The organism is Alteromonas sp. C1M14 (genome assembly GCF_018860965.1).
Lineage (GTDB): Bacteria > Pseudomonadota > Gammaproteobacteria > Enterobacterales > Alteromonadaceae > Alteromonas.
In genome coordinates this window covers 377,164-395,388 of the sequence record NZ_JAHKQF010000002.1, presented here as the reverse complement: position 1 = coordinate 395,388, position 18,225 = coordinate 377,164, and the positions used below count along the sequence as shown (strand labels likewise).

The following is an 18,225-nucleotide window of genomic DNA, read 5'->3' as shown; positions in this document are numbered from 1 at the left end:
TCCCTAGCAAACAGGAAAAGAAACTATGACAACTTCCGCCCTACAACAACTACTTGAAATGCGAGGGATCGAAACCCACTACCTTGACGCCTGGGGTAAACCCGAGACGATTTCTGAATCAAGCCAGGTTAAATTGCTTAATGCGCTTGGTTACGACACTAGCAGCGATTCTGCCATTGAAAACCAACTTCATGAAGAAGCCAGAAAAATCTGGCAGACGCCACTAAACCCTGTACAGGTTTTACGCCAAGCTGATGCTTTGCCATTTTTGATACGGTTACCCATTGAATTGGTAACTGATACTTATACTGTAGTCCTGTCCACGGAAGATGGACAGGCGTTTAACTACACTTTTACGCCAGTGGACGAAAGTTTGATCAATGTGGGGCATTTTCAGGATGGTGAGTTCCATGAATATGGGGTAACGATGCCTCAATCCGTTCCCCTTGGTTATCACCAACTCACTTTATATGTAGAGGATGATGACGAAGCGCTCGCTACCATGCGACTCATTGTGGCGCCCCAAGCTTGTTATACGCCTGAAGATATCGCGGCTGGCAAAAAGGTGTGGGGGTTAAGTGTTCAATTGTATTGCTTACGCTCCCATAACAACTGGGGCATGGGGGATTTCTCTGATCTTATCGAACTGGTGAAAAAAGCTGGGGAAACCGGCGCAGACTTTATCGGTTTAAACCCGATCCACGCCCTGTATCCGGCTAACCCTGAAGCCTGTAGTCCTTACGGGCCGTCCTCACGCCGCTGGTTGAATTTTCTGTATCTTGATGTCACTGCCATGCCTTGTTTTGACGATTTAGCAGTGCAAAAATTGGTTAATACATCAGAGTTTCAACAACGTATACAGGCTGCCCGTGATGCAGATTTTGTAAATTACACAGAAGTTGCGGCGATAAAAATCGCGGCCTTAAGTGCGTTGTTTGATGTGTACTACGAAAAATACCTGACCACAGACACAAGCCAGAATGAAAGGTTCACGGCCTTTGTGGAAGCGGGAGGAGAAAGCCTTAATATGTTAGCGGTATATGACACCATGCAGGAGTTTTTATCGCAAAACGATGAACCATCATGGGGCTGGCCGGTTTTTCCTACTGCATTTAACGAATATCATAAGGATGATGTTGCCTCATTCGAGAAAAAACATAAAAAGCGGGTGACTTTTTACCTGTTTTTACAATGGCAAGCGGCTTTGCAATTAGAGGCGGCCAGTGTCGCGGCTAAAGAAGCCGGAATGGCGATTGGGCTATATCGCGATCTCGCAGTAGGAGTAAGTGAAGGAAGTGCGGAGATATGGGGAAACAAAGACTTATACTGTATTGATGCGTCAGTAGGAGCGCCACCTGATGTTTTAGGCCCCCTTGGTCAAAACTGGGGACTACCTCCCATGGATCCGGTTAAACTGTACGAACAGGGTTATCAACCCATTATTGATTTGTTTTCCTCAAACATGGCCGGTGGTGGCGCGCTGCGCATCGATCATGTCATGGCACTATTACGTTTGTGGTGGGTACCCAAAGACACGGACGCTAAAGAAGGCGGCTATGTATACTATCCGGTAGACGATTTGCTAGGGATCCTCGCGTTAGAAAGTCATCGCCATCAAAGTTTAGTTATTGGCGAAGATTTAGGTACAGTGCCGGAAGAAATTCGCGCAAAATTGGCCGAAAATGGCATTTATTCCTATCGCGTGTTTTTCTTTGAGCAGGCACCGGATGGTGGCTTTTATTCTCCCGCTGATTACCCAGTGCAGTCCATGTCTACGCTTACCACCCACGACATGCCAACCTTAACGGGTTTTTGGCATTGTTTAGATCTGGAATTGGGCAAGCAATTAGGCTTGTATCCCACCGATGCTATACTTCAACGGCTATATGGTGAAAGACACCATGATAAACAGGCAATTTTGGACTCTTTACATGGTCATCATTCTATTAGCGATAATATCAGTAGGGATGTTAATTATACGGGCATGAGTACCGAATTAAATCATGGGATGCAGTTACATATGGCCCAGGGAGCGAGCGCGTTACTTAGCCTGCAATTGGAAGACTGGTTGCAAATGGATAAGCCTGTTAATGTACCTGGGACGTTTAATGAATATCCTAACTGGCGTAGAAAATTATCCCAACCGCTAGAAGCGCTATTTGAAAATCGGGACATCACTGCATTGGCGACTAACTTAACAGCGTCGAGAAAACGGGCCAGTACCGATTAGCGGCCGCGCCACCGCAGCGAGAAACCCAAACCCGTTTGCTGTGCATCGGGTTTTTAGGAGTACCACATGGTAGTAGAACAACAGCTAGCACATGCACGCTGTGCACAACCGTTTTCCATCCTTGGCCCTAAACAGACGGCAAAAGGACTCAAGATCGCTGTTTATATCCCTGATGCTGTGTCTGTTACAGTGCAAGGGCTAGGAAAAACAAAAAATCTTGGTCGATTAACATTAAGCCAAGAGCCTCATCTATTTAGCGGCGTTATTAAGGGATTGTCTTCTACGCAACGTTATCAGCTCACGGTAGCCACAAGCAGTGACGAGTATACGGTGATTGACCCGTACCAGTTTCAGCAGGAGGCCTATCACAGTGTCCATTTCATCGACCGCGAACCGGATAATTTATATCGTCAGGCTGGGGCACAACTCGTCGAGATAGACGGTGTGTCGTGCACCCATTTTACTGTCTATGCGCCTAATGCATCTGCCGTGTCGGTAATCGGCGATTTCAATCGATGGGACGGACGGTGTCATCCCATGCAACAAACCGATTTGGGCTTTTGGGTGTTAATTATCCCCGCTATAGGCGAGGGCGAACGGTATAAATATCAAATTAAGGATGCATGGGGAAATGACTTACCCCATAAGGCCGATCCTCTCGGCTTTGCTGCAGAGCAATACCCATCTCATGCTTCGAAAGTGTTCAATCATGGTAACTATCAGTGGCAAGATAGCCGCTGGATGGTGCAACGCCAGAGCGATAAATACAGCCAACCCATGAGTATTTATGAAGTGCATCTTGGATCCTGGCGCCGTCCGAATGACACGTCGCAACAACGTTATCTTAGTTATCGTGAATTAACCGAAACCTTAATTCCTTATGTCAAAGAAATGGGTTATACCCACTTAGAATTGCTGCCGGTTTCTGAATTTCCCTTTGATGGTTCTTGGGGCTATCAGCCCGTAGGACTGTTCGCGCCAACGAGCCGTTTTGGCTCTCCCGATGAATTTAAGTACTTTGTCGACTGCTGTCATCAGGCGGATATTGGCGTAATCATCGATTGGGTACCAGCGCATTTTCCTGAAGATGCCCATGGTTTGGCCCGTTTCGACGGAAGCCACGTATACGAATATGATGATCCGCGCCGGGGTTGGCACCCAGATTGGAACTCGTGTATCTATGATTTCGGTAAAGATACGGTTCGCCAATTTTTAGTAGCCAATGCATTATTTTGGTTAGATAAATTCCATATCGATGGACTCCGTGTAGACGCCGTAGCGTCCATGCTCTACCTCGATTATTCCCGTAATGAGGGAGAGTGGGTTCCCAATGTGGATGGTGGCAATGAAAATTACGAAGCCATTAGTTTACTGAAGTGGATGAACGAAGAAGTATACCGACACTTTCCGGGTGCTATGACCATTGCCGAAGAGTCCACGTCTTTTCCACAGGTGTCAAAGCCAGTATACCAAGGGGGGTTGGGTTTCGGTTTTAAATGGAACATGGGCTGGATGCACGACACCTTGCATTACATCAGTAAAGATCCCGCTTACCGCAAATATCATCATGGTGAAATTACCTTCAGTATGGTTTACGCCTTTGATGAAAACTTTGTATTACCGATTTCCCATGATGAGGTGGTTCATGGCAAGGGGAGTCTCATAGGTAAAATGCCGGGAGATGAATGGCAACAAGCGGCTAATCTGCGTTGTTATGCGGCATTTATGTACGCTCATCCGGGCAAAAAGCTCAACTTTATGGGCAATGAGATAGGCCAGTTTAAAGAATGGGATCACGATAGTCAGATTGATTGGTCATTGCTAAATTACGATAAACATAAAGCGATACAGACGCTCTATCGAGATTTAAATCATCTTTATCGCTCAGTGCCGGCACTGTATGAACAAGACCATCACCATGAAGGGTTTAGTTGGATTGATCACAACTATGCAGAGTTAAGTGTGTTGTCTTTCGTGAGAAAAGCGAAAAAGAACAAACAGCAGGTTATCGTGGTATGTAATTTCACACCCACTCCACACAATCGCTTTCGGGTAGGAGTGGAGAAGAGGGGAGAATATTCTCTTATCCTCAACACAGATGACAGCAAATACTGGGGGAGCGGGTACCCAATGCTTACGCAGGCAACCGCTGAGAGCGTACCGTGGAATGATAAACCCTTTTCCATTGAAATTGCGCTTCCCCCGTTATCTACCGTGTATTGGATTGGCATATAGGAGCGACTTCAATCGTGCAGCATGATTTAATCAATACTTGGCCGCTAGAAAAGGGGACACCGTCGCCTTTAGGGGCTGCGCTTAACGCCAACGGATGTAATTTTGCAGTTTATTGTCCTGATGCCCAAGCGGTGATCCTCTGTCTTTACCAAAGTGACACTGAAGAGCCCCAGGTTGAGCTATTACTTACCGCTAAAACCGGTGATATTTGGCATGGGTTTGTACCCGATATCAAAGAAGGGCAACTCTACGGGTACCGGGTGGAACGCAAAGAGGGATTGTTGCATATTAGTGTGGCCGATAAACTGCTCATTGACCCATATGCACAAAAGCTGAGTCGCCCTTTACACTGGAATGCACGGCAGTATGAAAACGACTCTCACTTTATGATCCCCAAAGCCGTGGTGGTGGCCCCATCGCCTCCTTGTGAGCATAACAAGCCCCATTACCAGCCCCACGAACGAATTATTTATGAGGCCCACGTAAAAGGGCTGACAAAGTTACACCCAGAGATCCCTGAAGACGATAGGGGCACCTATGTGGGCGCGGCCCATGAAGCCGTAATTGCTCATCTATTGGAACTTGGCGTTACCACTGTACAGTTTATGCCTATCGCCGCTTACATGGCAGAACCGTATATTACAGAAAAAGGGTTAACCAATTATTGGGGCTATAACCCAGTTAATTTTTTTGCGCCCGAGCCTCGCTATGCAAAAGCGGATGCTTTGACCGAGGTCAAGTCCTTGGTGCAGGCTTATCATGATGCAGGGTTAGAAGTCATAATCGATGTGGTCTTTAACCATACCGCAGAAGGGGGCGATGGCGGTCCGGTTTTGTCATTTAAAGGGTTTTGTCCTCATCAGGCCTATTTACTTGAGCAAGCGCCATCAGGAAAACTGGTATATAGCAATCATTCTGGGTGTGGAAATACGGTAAATACTGCTCAGCCAATGATGATGACCATGATCATGGATGCCATGCGGCACTGGATCACAGCGATAGGTGTAGATGGTTTTCGTTTTGATTTGGCGGTTAGTTTAGGTCGAGATCCTCAGCATTTTTCTGCCCAGTCTGGTTTGCTGCGCGCCATTAGCCAAGATCCGGTGTTAAAAAATGTCATTTTAATTGCCGAACCGTGGGACATTGGTCCTGGGGGATATCAGTTAGGCGCGTTTCCCGTGCCATGGTTGGAAACCAGCGACCGTTACCGCGATACGGTGCGGGCATATTGGCGCGGCGATCATGCCTTTACCGCAGAATTTGCTACACGGTTGATGGGGTCAACGGACATCTTTCACAAAGGGGTCAGGCCCATTACAACGTCGGTGAATAATATTACCTACCATGATGGATTTACCCTGCATGATCTAGTGAGTTATGCCGAGCGACATAATGAAAAAAATGGTGAAAATAACCGCGATGGACATGGGCATAATCTGTCGGCCAATTACGGTATAGAAGGGGAAACCCAAGACGACTATATTTTGGCGTTACGGGAGAAGCAAAAGCGCAATATGTTTGTAACCTTGTTATTTTCCCAAGGCACACCGCATATTCTTGGCGGTGACGAACTTAGCCGAACCCAACAGGGTAACAATAACGCTTACTGCCAAGATAACCCTATTAGCTGGTTTGACTGGACGTTAAACAAACGGCAAACGGATTTTTTGCATTTTTGCCAATATATTATTGAATTGCGCAAAAACAGTCCCTTGTTATCCCACCTACAAATGGAAGATGACACCTTTCAATTGGATATTAATGTTTCTGCTATCCGCTGGTACAAACCCGACGGTCAGGATAAAGAGTCTGAAGATTGGCAGTCGCCCAACAGTCAGACATTTGGCGTGGAAATTCGGGGAGTAGCGCAAGATGAAGGGGAAACGGAACATTGGTTTTTATGCTTCAATGCTAGCGATCAAGACCGACGATTTAATTTGCCAAGCCTTTCCCCCCGGGGAGCGTGGAAACTCATTGTGGATACCCGCTATGAATCACTAAAAGCGCAACCTGAAATTTGCATCCAACGGGTCTTTTTACAAGCTGCCAAAAGCGTGGTGATGTTTAAATTTACCCAATGTTTAGCTTAACGAGGTTTACCGTTGGTTAGCAGACAAGCAAATAGTGGGATTTATTAAACAAATCGTTGAAAAAACACCACATGTATAGTGTTAGGAATAAAGACGGGTGGTATCATCCGCAGCCATCTGTAACGTAAGGTGACATCAATGTATAAAGAAGATGGAAAGCAAGCTGAATCCAAGTGTGATATCGGCTTTATCGGATTAGGTGTAATGGGCGCTAACCTAACCCTTAATTTGGTGGATCATGGCTATCGGGTAGCCTGTTTTGATCTTGACCAAGCTAAGGTCGATGGCATTATCGAAAAGGACGTCGAAGAACGCGGAGAGCAGCCGGCTCGGGTCGAAGGCTGTAGTTCGTACACAGAACTGCTCAGCAAGTTAACCTCTCCTCGCATGATCATGCTTTCTGTGCCAGCTGGGGCACCGGTAGATCACGTTTGTTCACATCTTATTGATGCTGGTATTCAAGCTGATGATATTGTGGTCGATACGGGGAACAGTTTATGGACTGACTCTGTAGAGCGAGAAGAGCAATATAAAAGCAAGTTTATCTTTTTCTCTACAGCCGTGTCAGGAGGAGAAGTCGGCGCTCGATTCGGCCCTTCTTTGATGCCATCTGGCAATCCTTATGCGTGGACACGTATCGAGCCTGTACTTAAAGCCATCGCAGCAAAAGTTGACGCTAACACCGGCTTACCCATTGAATCTTTTACCCCCGGCAAACCGGTTTTAGAGGGTGAACCTTGCGCTACCTATATTGGTCCTGTAGGCGCAGGCCATTATGTGAAAATGGTACACAATGGCATTGAATACGCTGATATGCAGTTGATTTGTGAAACCTACCAGATAATGCGTACAGCGTTGACCATGTCACCGGCGGAAATTGCCGCCATCTTTAGACGCTGGAATGCAGGTAAACTCAATAGTTATTTAATAGAAATCAGTGCAGAAGTTCTGGAACAGATGGATCCTGAAACCGGTATGCCGTTGGTGGATGTCATTCTTGATAAAGCAGGACAAAAAGGCACGGGCCTGTGGACAGCGGTGAGTGCGTTGCAGGTGGGAAGCCCGGCGCAAACAATTACCTCGGCGGTGTTTGCCAGAAGTATTTCTAGTTTAAAAGACGAGCGCGTAGCGGCAAGTAAAGTGTTACAAGGCCCTGAAGTTAAAGCCCTGTCTGATGCAGAAAAGCAAACTACTATTGATCAGCTAGAGCATGCTTTATATTGCTCTAAAATCTGTGCTTACGCCCAAGGCTTTCAACTTATGGCCGTAGCATCAAAAGAGCATCAATGGGAACTGGATTTTGGTGGTATTGCCCGTATTTGGCGTGCTGGTTGTATTATTCGTGCCGTCTTTTTGCAGTCCATTGCCAAAGCTTACGAAAATAATGAAGAATTGGACAACTTGTTACTTGATCCTTTTTTCTCCCAACAGATTACCCAATACCAGTCAGACTGGCGTCAATCGTTGGCCCAGGCGACGTTAGCGGGGATCCCTTGTCCAGCAATGATGTCTGCGCTCAGCTACTATGATGCTTATCGTACCGCTGTATTACCGGCAAATCTGTTGCAAGGACAGCGAGATTATTTTGGCGCACATACTTATCAGCGTGTTGACAAACCGGCGGGTAAGAAATTCCACCTTGATTGGAGCGACCCTCAAAGGCCGCAAATAGCGACGAAAAAATAAAAGGTGCACAATGGGTAACTTTGCAGATACAGATTGGAAAGCTTCTTTATCGGATGAAGAATATCGAGTCACGCGCCGTGCGGGTACGGAGTCGCCATTCTCAGGCGCTTTGCTCAATGAGCGACGGAACGGAGAGTATCTGTGCAAATGTTGCGGGTGTGTGTTGTTCACCTCAGATGCAAAATTTGATGCGGGATGTGGTTGGCCCGCTTTTGATGCCCAAACCGCTCACAACAATGTGGGTTATCGGGAAGACAATACCTTTGGCATGAAGCGGGTGGAGATATATTGCAAATCCTGTGATGCCCATCTTGGTCATGTTTTTAATGATGGTCCCACAGATACCGGACAACGGTATTGTGTGAATTCCCTGTCTATGTCGTTTAAAGATGACGATAATGAGATCACCCCAGGGTAGGGATAAGAGTTTCACATCTGGTTAAAAAATAAACACCACGAGGCTAGCCCGTGGTGTTTTTTTATGGGCGTTTACCGTGTTTACCCACAATCTTCCTCTATTTTGTGAAAGTTGCTTACAAAGTGGGTAAACAGGTCGTCGTCGTCAAAATAGAGAAAGAAACCTTGCTGAATGAAAATCTTCTCACTGTCTAGTTCTCTGCAAGCGCCTAGTTTTCGTTAACGCGAACAGGGCATCATCTGCGTTATCTTCTTAAATCATCCCTGTCTGGTACCGTGCGTAAGTGAGAACAAGGCTTGGAAGTTGCGCATTTCTACCCCCTTTGTTGGAAAATTACTAAAGAATGTCATGCTTTGCCATGAAAGTGGCTAAAAATGAAATTTTTCAACAGTTTGGCCTTCATCCTCCCTTTACATAGAATGGGGCGGTCCATGCAGAACGCACGTTTTCTTAACTCGTGTACCCTACACATTTTTAATGACTGCGTGGTTGAACAAAAACTTTTAGTCGACGAAGGCAAAGGCATGAATCAACAGTTTGAACAGGAATTGCAAGATAGCTGGCAGGAACGTCAGGAGTACGCCGAGATGATGCTGCCATTAATAGGCAAGCTTTATCGTAATCATTCGGTAGAAATCTCAGTTTATGGACGCTCTCTTCTTGGGGCCAGTGTTATTGACATAGTGAAAGCGCACCGCAAGGTACGTTTGCATGAGGGAATAAAACTTCGCCTGCGTGAAAGCTACCCAATTCTAGAAGCCCTGACGACCATGTCACTTGCGCCGACGCAAATAGACATCGGCAAATTGGCCTTTGATTTTCATTACGGAAGCGCCGTAGATAAAACCGATTTGACGGCTTATTTACGTGAAACCTTAGCCTCGGTGGTGGACAAAGATGACGGTCAAGCACCGCAAGACGTGGTGCTTTATGGGTTCGGTCGTATTGGTCGGTTACTCGCTCGTCTTATGATCGAGCGACAAGGCAAAGCCAATAAATTACGTTTACGGGCGGTGGTAGTACGTGGCGGTAAAGACGGCGATCTGGAAAAACGCGCCAGCCTATTAAGACGGGATTCAGTTCATGGCCCGTTCAACGGCAGTATCACTGTGGATCACGAACGACAAGCAATAAAAGCAAACGGATCTTATATTCAAGTCATCTATGCTAACAGTCCTGATGAAGTAGACTATACCCAGTATGGTATTGATAACGCTATTATTGTTGATAATACCGGTATGTGGCGAGACACCGAAGGCTTGGGTTTACACCTTAAAGCAAAGGGTGCCAGCAAAGCTTTGCTGACAGCCCCTGGTAAAGGTGAGATCAAGAACGTGGTGTATGGCGTTAACAATGATGACATTCTACCTAGTGATACCATTCTTTCTGCCGCTAGTTGTACCACCAATGCCATCACTCCGGTCTTAAAGGCGTTGGATGAAGAGTACGGTATTGAGTCGGGCCATGTTGAGACAGTACATAGCTTTACCAATGATCAAAACCTTATCGACAACTACCATAAAGCAGACCGCCGGGGGCGTAGTGCACCGCTTAACATGGTGATCACCGAAACTGGCGCGGCTAAAGCTGTGGCAAAAGCGTACCCTAAATTAGCGGGTAAACTGACGGGGAATGCCATACGGGTACCAACGCCTAACGTTTCCTTAGCTATCCTTAATTTAAATTTAGCGAAAGGTACTGACAAGTTGGCCGTGAATGAATTTTTGCGTGATACCGCGCTGTTTTCATCCTTGCAACATCAAATTGATTACACCGCCAGCAAAGAAATTGTTTCTACTGATTTAGTGGGTTCGCGAGCAGCCAGTGTGGTGGATTCTCAGGCGACCATTGTTGCCGATAATCGCCTTACCTTGTACGTTTGGTACGATAACGAATTTGGCTACAGTTGCCAGGTTATGCGAGTCGTCCGTGATATGGCAGGGATCACGTTCCCAACGTTACCTGCATAGCAATTTTATCGCAGGCGTTTTCCCGGTGCAGGTCTCTGCACCGGATTTTTCGTTTTATGTATGTTTCTCATCCACTTGATCCCCCCTGTCATCGGTAAACATGGTATTTCTGCTCTGGTCTATGATAAATTACACGGCAAAAATACATAAGGCACGGCAGAAAAATGCATATATCGAGTCAGTTCGACAGCGGCAACATTACTGTTATCGACGCGACCTCTCCTGACAATATTACCCTGAGTATCAACAAAGATAATCAGTCAGATTTTTATCAGTGGTTCCATTTTCGCTTGTATGGCGACGCTTTCACCACCTATCAAATTACCCTCACTGATTTAGCTAAATCCGCCTACCCACAAGGCTGGGAAGAGTATAATGTTCTTGCATCATATGACCGCAAAACCTGGTTTCGTGTTGCCAGTACCTTTGATGGCGATAATTTGCGTTTTGCATTAACCCTTGAACAGCCTGCGGTGTACTTTGCATACTTTATTCCCTATAGCTATGAGCGCCATTTAGATCTCATCGGTGATGCGCAAATGTCATTGCTATGTGAGCACCATTTATTGGGGCAGACATTAGATGGTCGCGATCTCAATATGTTGGTGATTGGTGAGCCATTACCCGAAAAGAAAAAAATCTGGATCACCGCACGCCAGCATCCTGGCGAGACCATGGCACAATGGTGTGCTGAAGGTTTACTGTATCGGTTGTTAGATGAAGAAGACGGATTAGCCCGGCAGTTACTCGATGACGCAGTGTTTTATATTATTCCTAATATGAATCCTGATGGGGCAGCCCGAGGTCATCTGCGCACCAATGCAGTGGGAACAAATCTTAATCGTGAATGGGCGGCGCCAAGTGCAGAAAAAAGCCCAGAAGTGTTGTATGTTCTTAATGCGATGAAAGAGATTGGCGTGGATATGTACCTTGATCTCCATGGTGACGAAGCCTTACCGTACAATTTCGTGGCTGGCAGTGAAGGCATTCCTGGTTATGATGAGCGATTAAAACAATTAGAAGAAACGTTTAAAGCGGCATTGCTTAATGCAACGCCAGAATTTCAAGATCAATATGGCTATCCGAAGGACAAGCCTAACCAAGCAAATCTAACGGTGGCGTCTAATGCCGTAGGTCACCAGTTTGCTTGTTTGGCTTATACCCTTGAGATGCCGTTTAAAGATAATAAAAATCTACCCGATCCGGTGTACGGCTGGTCTGTTCAGCGTTGTCGCCAGCTCGGTGAGGATTTACTGATTGCCGTTCGTGCTGTAGTGTCATCACTACGCTAAAAACAAGATAAAATAACAACAATATGTTGAGGGGATTGGAGTTTGGAAGGCTTATATAATTTTCTGGTGTCACTTGATGGCATGCTAGGGGGAGCGGGGTGGTTTCCGTTCGTGTTACTTGGAGTGGGTTTATTTTTTACTGTTTATCTTAAATTTCCACAAATCCGTTTTTTCAAACATGCGTGGTTGGTGGTAACGGGGAAATACGATAAAGAAGGGGAAGAAGGAGATACGACCCATTTTAGAGCCTTAACCACCGCGTTATCGGGTACCGTAGGAACGGGTAATATCAGTGGTGTGGCATTCGCAATCTTTCTTGGTGGTCCCGCCGCTTTGTTCTGGATGTGGGCCACCGCGTTTTTGGGGATGACCACCAAATTTGTCGAAGTGACCTTGTCGCATAAGTACCGTGTCAAAACGGAAGATGGCACCATGGCTGGTGGCCCCATGTATTACATGGATCGCCGGTTAAACATGAAATGGTTGGCCGTGGCCTTTGCCATTGCAACGGTGATCAGTTCTTTTGGTACGGGTAACCTGCCGCAAAGTAACGGTATTGCCCAAAGTCTTGAAGCTACTTTTGGTATCGATCCTATTATTGTCGGTAGTGTTTTAGGTATTTTACTGGCTTTGGTTATCTTAGGCGGTATCCAACGTATTGCCGCGTTCACAGCCAAAGTCGTGCCCATCATGGCCATTATTTATCTGATTGGCGCACTGGCGGTAATCTTTGCCAATATCGAAAATATCGGGCCATCGTTTGCTGCGGTTATTGGCGATGCATTTTCCGGTTCTGCGGCAGCAGGCGGCTTCTTAGGGGCGTCGTTAGCCTATGCGTTTAACCGCGGTGTTAACCGAGGTTTATTTTCAAATGAAGCCGGTCAGGGGTCTGCACCTATTGCTCACGCAGCCGCCAAAACCAGCGAACCTGCGTCTGAGGGCATGGTGTCGTTACTCGAACCTTTCATTGATACCATTCTTATCTGTACGGTAACCGGGCTAGTGATATTGTCTTCTGGGGTATGGAAAGAAAAGCATGAAAATGTTTTTGACCGTTCAGATATGTATTTTGTCCAAGGTCAATTCGATGACACCAACAGTACCGATAGAGACGCACTGTACAAATATTTAAATGGTTTTAGTGACAGTGACGTTGTGCCCTATACCGGTTCAGTGTCGGTGGTCAACGGGACGGCGGTAAGTAAAGGGTTTACCTTAATTAACTCCCGCTCCGTTGCCGAAGATGTGTCCTATTCTCTTAGTGGAGAGGATCCCTTTACCGGTACGTTACAGATCAAAGATGGTAAGCCGGTTAAAGATAATCTGGTGATTGAAGGTAAGTCGTTGGTGCATTCAGCGGCACTTACTACCATTGCTTTTAATCGCGGTTATTTTGGCAATTATGGACAATATATTGTTTCTATCGGTTTAATGCTATTTGCGTTCTCAACGGCAATTGCGTGGTCTTATTATGGTGATAGAGCGATGACCTACTTATTAGGTCCCCGCTCAGTGATGCCGTATCGCGTTATCTATGTTGCTGGGTTCGTCTGGGCATCGTTTAGCGATACTACGCTAGTGTGGGCGTTATCCGCTGTGGCTATCGTGGTTATGACACTACCGAATCTGTTTGGTATAGTCATGCTCAGTAAAGAAATGAAACAAACCGTGAATGAATACTGGGAAAAAGTCCGCAACGAAAAGTAGTGGGCAGGGCTTGACGGACAAGTCACGTCGAGCCTTTAAAAGGACACTGATGTGTCCTTTTTTATTATTTAATCCATGGTCTTGAATGATCACTCGAACAACAGGAGCCACAATGGCACTTACTGATTGTCCAGCATGTAATAAGAAAATCTCTGATAAATCACAAGAATGTCCTCATTGTCAGTTCAAGGTTGGCGATGCGTCATCAGAGGATATATTGCGTAAGCAAAATTTAAATATGTATAAAAAGAAACACCGCATTCAGAACCATTCGTTGCTAGCGGTACTGCTTTTTGTCACCGGTTTTGGTTTTATGTATTGGGGCGGCACCCAGCCTGGTGAGTTGCAACATAACCTCGCTATTATCGCCACGGTAATCGGCTTTTTGTGGTATGTTGTCAACCGAGTCAGACTTGTCATTATTAAACGATTTTCATCATGAATATAGATGCGTTATTAGCGGCGATGACACCAACGGTTTATGCCCGTTTGCGTCAAGCAGTAGAAACGGGAAAATGGCCCGACGGTACAGTGCTGTCTGAAGAACAGCGAGAAAGCTCTATGCAGGCTGTTTTACTTTATCAGTCCAAAATCGAGAAGTCCTCTGAGCACATGACCGTAAATGATAAAGGTGAGATTGTGCATAAGAGTAAAAGAGAGTTCCGCGAAGCATTGAATCCGGAACAGGACACTAACAGTATAGCCCGGTTTAAACAGGATGATATTTAGTCGTATATTTTCCCCTGCGTATTCACATCGTGATCCGCAAAAGCGTATTTTAGCCATTGCTAACCTATCTCCGGATAAAGGCAACGAAAAATCGGTATTACACGAGTTGGCGTTTAATGACGAAAGTGCGTCAGTGAGTATCGCCGCGTTAGAAAAGCTCGATTCCTTTGCGCTATGGTTAAAAATGTCGCAAATAGCCAAAGATGCCCAATTGCGTCGTAAAGCGAATCAGTATGTAGAAAATGCATTATTGAATAACCATAACGATCAAATTCCACTCCATGAGCTGAGTGAATATTTGGTAAAACAAGCGCCGGTGGAACTGGTTAGAAAAATTCTACAAAGCCCGGTGGCAAAAAGTCTCGCCGATGACGTTATTCTTACCTTGCTAGAAAAGGCGGCGAAGGGGGACTTTACGCAACAATACTTTGTTAATTTCGCTTCTCCCGCAATACAAGCTCATATTATAGCCAATGAGTCCGACGAAGCTGTGCTGAATCGGTTACTTAAAAAAACCAATGAGGCAGGGGTAAAAACACAGCTGGAAAACCGCTTGGTTGAATTAAAGCTGAAAAAAGAAAAGCCCATTGAAGTGGAAAAAGACACCACCTTGTTGTTGTCTAAATTACAGGCGGTAACCAGTAAACTTGACTATCAAGATGTCGCTGCACGTATTGCCGAATATGAAGCTCAATTTAACCTGTTGCAACAAGATTTCCCTGTCTTGTCAGCGGATAAAAAGCTTGCCTTTGAAGAAAAATATCATCGCTTGATGCAGAAAGCCCATGGCCATTGTGATCAAGTAAAAGAAAAATGGGACGCTCAGCAAGCCAAACAACGGCTGCATGCCCAGTACAGCGAAGCTCAACAAAAATGCCAAAGCGCGCAGGAAAAAGTGTCTTGGTTGTATCAAGAACGCCTGTGCGAGGCAACATTGGCTGAGGTTGAAGGGATCAACGACCAGGTACGTGAACTTGAAGATCATTTACCTCAATTTGAAACCTCGGTGAGTGCTCAACACTACACGACGTTAAAGACCGCCATTTTAGCACTGGCTTCTCGCCTTGAGCGGTTCTCAGCCCAGCAACAAATTGGTAAGCGTGTGCACCATTTCTTGGTTGAAGCGGAAGCATTAGGTGCAAAAATTGAAGCCAATGCCGAGGCTGATATTGTCCAGGCCTTCACTTCAATAAAACAGCAATGGCGTAACGATACATCGCTGCTTGATACCTTGCCTACGGATTGGAAAAAGCGCTGGAATCGGGTGGAAAAGCAAGTTAAAAGCCTTAATCATGCAACGGATGCCAAACGGGAACAGTCGCTAAAAGCTTGTCGTCGACTCCTGTCCATTATCACCAGTTTGCTTGATAAGGGGCGTTTTCGTAGCGCAATGGGGCGTTTTCGCGACTTAGAAAGCCTGTATAACGAAATGGATGAGGTGGGCCAAGGAAAACTCGAGCGTCGATTTGCGCAAATCAAAGACGACATTTCCCATCTTGAAGGTTGGCAGAGCTATTTGGCGGCGCCGCGCAAACCTGCACTGCTTAACCAGGCGCAAACCCTAGCGGCAGAACCCGCCGCTGATATCGCCCAACGAAGTGAAACAATTAAGTTGCTGCGTCAGCAATGGCAGTCCCTTTCTGCGGGGATGGATAAAGATGAACAAGACGTGGCTTTCGATGAGGCACTTGAACAAGCATTTGCACCTTGCCGAGCCTTTTATGCTGAGCAGGAAAAAGTACGTGAACAAAACGTACGTCATCGGGAAGCCCTTATTGCAACGCTCGGTTCGTTAGATACTGAGGTTGATGATCTTGGTGCCCTGGCCAAGCAAGTCGAAAAATTGAAAGTGCAGTGGCGAGATGCCGGGGCGGTGGATAAAAGCCAGTACGAGGAACTTAAAATCCAATGGTTAAATACATTAACGCCAATACAAGAATGCATTAACCAATGGTATGGGAAAAACCGGGAACAAAAACAAGCTATCATTAAACAGGCAAAAGCGTTATTAGAAAACCAGGATAGCGAAGACAAAGGCACCCAAGCGAAACAATTGCAGCAAGCCTGGAAAAAGATTGGCAATGCAGGGCGACGCTATGAAACAAAACTATGGCAGGTGTTTAAAGAAACCAATGATGCCATATTTGACGGTTTAAAGTCTCGCCGACAAGCCGAACAGCAACAAGATGATGAACAGGTTCAGGCACTTATAGCCAAGCTTGATGCGATTGAGGTAAATAATAACGCCATGGATGTGGAAACGGTGATCTTAGACGTTGTCACGAAAATGGAAGCCTTGCCCAAAGCAAAACGTTCAGGATTAGAAAAACGCATCGCTAAACTGCGATTGGCGGTTGCTAATGGCAAGGAAAACCAAAAGCAAGCGAGTAAACAACAACAACTTTCCCAGTTGCAGCAACTTATCAGCGCATGGGTAGACAACAATGAGGTTGAGTCTATATCGCAATGGCGGGAAATAGGCAAAAACTGGCAGCAAATCATTCGCGTCGGTAAACCGGATGAAAATCGAACACGAAGTTGGTATGCAACTGTGTTAGAAATTCTTACTGGTTTACCTAGCCCACAAGCTGAAGCGGGTAGCAGGCAGCAGGTACAACTGGCCATGTTAAGCGATAAAATGGAACGTGGCGAGGCGCTAACTCTATCTGAAGGCTTATCCGCGTGGTTAGCCTATGGCCAACCTTCCCAAGATGAGGTTGCTCGGCTGAATGTGGTTTTAGATGAAGTGAAGTCGCAACCGGCTCTGTTAGTGGCATTACACTGATGCAAGTGCAAATTGAATATGTGTTTCCTTCCGAACCGGTGGCATACCGTTTTCTTAATACGGTAAAGTATTTTGATGCCGAAGATATTCGGGTGAAACGGGGGCGAAGTGCAAGTCATGTTGTTATCCGCTATCGGTATGCCAATAGCGGTTTTGATGACACCGCAGCTCGCCTAGATGATCTTGCCCGAGAGATGTACGGCGAAGAATGTCGTTAAATGTATCGAGGCGCCCTTAGTCCACACTAAGTGTCGCCTGATAACCGGCATATTTTCTAATGTTAATAACTCGGTCATCATCGAGTAACAAATATTGCCCTTTAATACCCAACAAACGACCGCTAAATGAAGGGGTTTTGTCTAAGTTTATCGACTTAACTTTTTCAGGGTACTGGAGTACAGGAAACGTGATATCAACGGGGCGGCTATCCACGAACGATACGGCATCCTCCCCTTGGGACGCTTGGAGCTGGGCAAGAGGCGCCGCGATGTCGTCTAGCAGTGCCTTTTTCACACTCAGTAAATCTTGCTCCTCAGGCTTGCCTTTTAACATGGTGCGCCAGTTTGTTTTATCACCAATATGCGCCTTACAGAGCATTTCTACCTGTCCACTGGTAAGGCGATCTTTCACCTTTAAAAATATTAATGCTTGGGTTGCTCCCTGATCCATCCACCGACTAGATACTGTCTCACTGATGTGACGGGTGATACCGATTTTTAAGTTACCGGTATTGGCCAAATACACATAATGTTCACTAAAACAGTATTTTTCTCCCCATTCTGGCTCTCTGCATGTGCCTTCGTGGTAATGACACTTTTCCGGCTTGATGATACAACTATCGCATTGGGCAAGGGTGATAAGGCAGCGGTAGCAATAACCTTGGTTAAAACTCTTGTTGGTTTTTTTGTCGCAATGTACACACCGAATTTCACCTAACGCGGTGACGGTAATGGTGTGACCAATAAGTTCGTTCATGTGAACGAGTTCATTACCTAGCGGTAAGTGATACTGGACTAGGTGAGTATCATCTGCACTCACCTGCATTTTACGTAATTCGCCTGTTCGTTCTGTCATAGTGGTGTT

At 46.0% G+C, this 18,225-nt stretch carries 13 protein-coding genes; 12 read left to right on the top strand and 1 reads right to left on the bottom strand.

Going from position 1 to position 18,225, the window contains the following annotated elements; all coding sequences use genetic code 11:
- The first annotated feature begins 25 nt into the window (after positions 1-25).
- The 12 genes from malQ to KO501_RS02225 all read left to right on the top strand — a co-directional run bounded on the left by malQ (position 26) and on the right by KO501_RS02225 (position 17,360).
- On the top strand, positions 26-2,230 hold the full coding sequence (malQ, locus tag KO501_RS02280; protein WP_216028018.1) for a 4-alpha-glucanotransferase: 2,205 nt from the start codon (positions 26-28) through the stop codon (positions 2,228-2,230).
- Between the two features lie 66 nt (positions 2,231-2,296).
- A complete protein-coding gene (gene glgB / locus KO501_RS02275) occupies positions 2,297-4,465 on the top strand; it encodes a 1,4-alpha-glucan branching protein GlgB (RefSeq protein ID WP_216028017.1) in 2,169 nt (722 codons plus the stop codon).
- Between the two features lie 14 nt (positions 4,466-4,479).
- A complete protein-coding gene (gene glgX / locus KO501_RS02270; RefSeq protein WP_354667796.1) occupies positions 4,480-6,555 on the top strand; it encodes a glycogen debranching protein GlgX in 2,076 nt (691 codons plus the stop codon).
- Between the two features lie 138 nt (positions 6,556-6,693).
- The gene (gene gndA / locus KO501_RS02265) at positions 6,694-8,241 is read left to right on the top strand and encodes an NADP-dependent phosphogluconate dehydrogenase (RefSeq protein WP_216028016.1); all 1,548 of its coding nucleotides are present in this window, start codon (positions 6,694-6,696) and stop codon (positions 8,239-8,241) included.
- 10 nt (positions 8,242-8,251) lie between these two features.
- The gene (msrB, locus tag KO501_RS02260) at positions 8,252-8,659 is read left to right on the top strand and encodes a peptide-methionine (R)-S-oxide reductase MsrB (RefSeq protein ID WP_216028015.1); all 408 of its coding nucleotides are present in this window, start codon (positions 8,252-8,254) and stop codon (positions 8,657-8,659) included.
- A gap of 524 nt (positions 8,660-9,183) precedes the next feature.
- A complete protein-coding gene (locus KO501_RS02255; protein ID WP_216028187.1) occupies positions 9,184-10,629 on the top strand; it encodes a glyceraldehyde-3-phosphate dehydrogenase in 1,446 nt (481 codons plus the stop codon).
- 164 nt (positions 10,630-10,793) lie between these two features.
- Entirely contained in the window at positions 10,794-11,921 is a 1,128-nt protein-coding gene (locus KO501_RS02250; protein WP_216028014.1) for a M14-type cytosolic carboxypeptidase, read from the top strand.
- 42 nt (positions 11,922-11,963) lie between these two features.
- Positions 11,964-13,628 (top strand): AGCS family amino acid carrier protein, encoded by a 1,665-nt coding sequence (locus KO501_RS02245; protein ID WP_216028013.1) that lies wholly within the window; start codon positions 11,964-11,966, stop codon positions 13,626-13,628.
- Positions 13,629-13,740: 112 nt separating this feature from the next.
- Complete coding sequence (locus tag KO501_RS02240; RefSeq protein WP_216028012.1) at positions 13,741-14,070, top strand: hypothetical protein; 330 nt, start codon at positions 13,741-13,743, stop codon at positions 14,068-14,070.
- Positions 14,067-14,357 carry a DUF1315 family protein gene (locus KO501_RS02235; RefSeq protein WP_216028011.1) on the top strand — a complete coding sequence of 97 codons (291 nt, stop codon included), beginning with the start codon at positions 14,067-14,069 and terminating at the stop codon, positions 14,355-14,357. The genes KO501_RS02240 and KO501_RS02235 overlap by 4 nt, the downstream gene beginning before the upstream one ends.
- Positions 14,347-17,142, top strand: coding sequence for a DUF349 domain-containing protein (locus tag KO501_RS02230; RefSeq protein ID WP_216028010.1), 2,796 nt, complete (start codon positions 14,347-14,349; stop codon positions 17,140-17,142). The genes KO501_RS02235 and KO501_RS02230 overlap by 11 nt, the downstream gene beginning before the upstream one ends.
- Entirely contained in the window at positions 17,142-17,360 is a 219-nt protein-coding gene (locus KO501_RS02225) for a hypothetical protein (protein WP_216028009.1), read from the top strand. Before KO501_RS02230 ends, KO501_RS02225 begins: the two co-directional genes overlap by 1 nt.
- Positions 17,361-17,376: 16 nt before the next feature.
- On the opposite strand, the gene KO501_RS02220 is transcribed toward KO501_RS02225, so the two are convergent.
- Complete coding sequence (locus tag KO501_RS02220) at positions 17,377-18,216, bottom strand: DUF2797 domain-containing protein (protein ID WP_216028008.1); 840 nt, start codon at positions 18,214-18,216, stop codon at positions 17,377-17,379.
- Between the last annotated feature and the right edge of the window lie 9 nt (positions 18,217-18,225).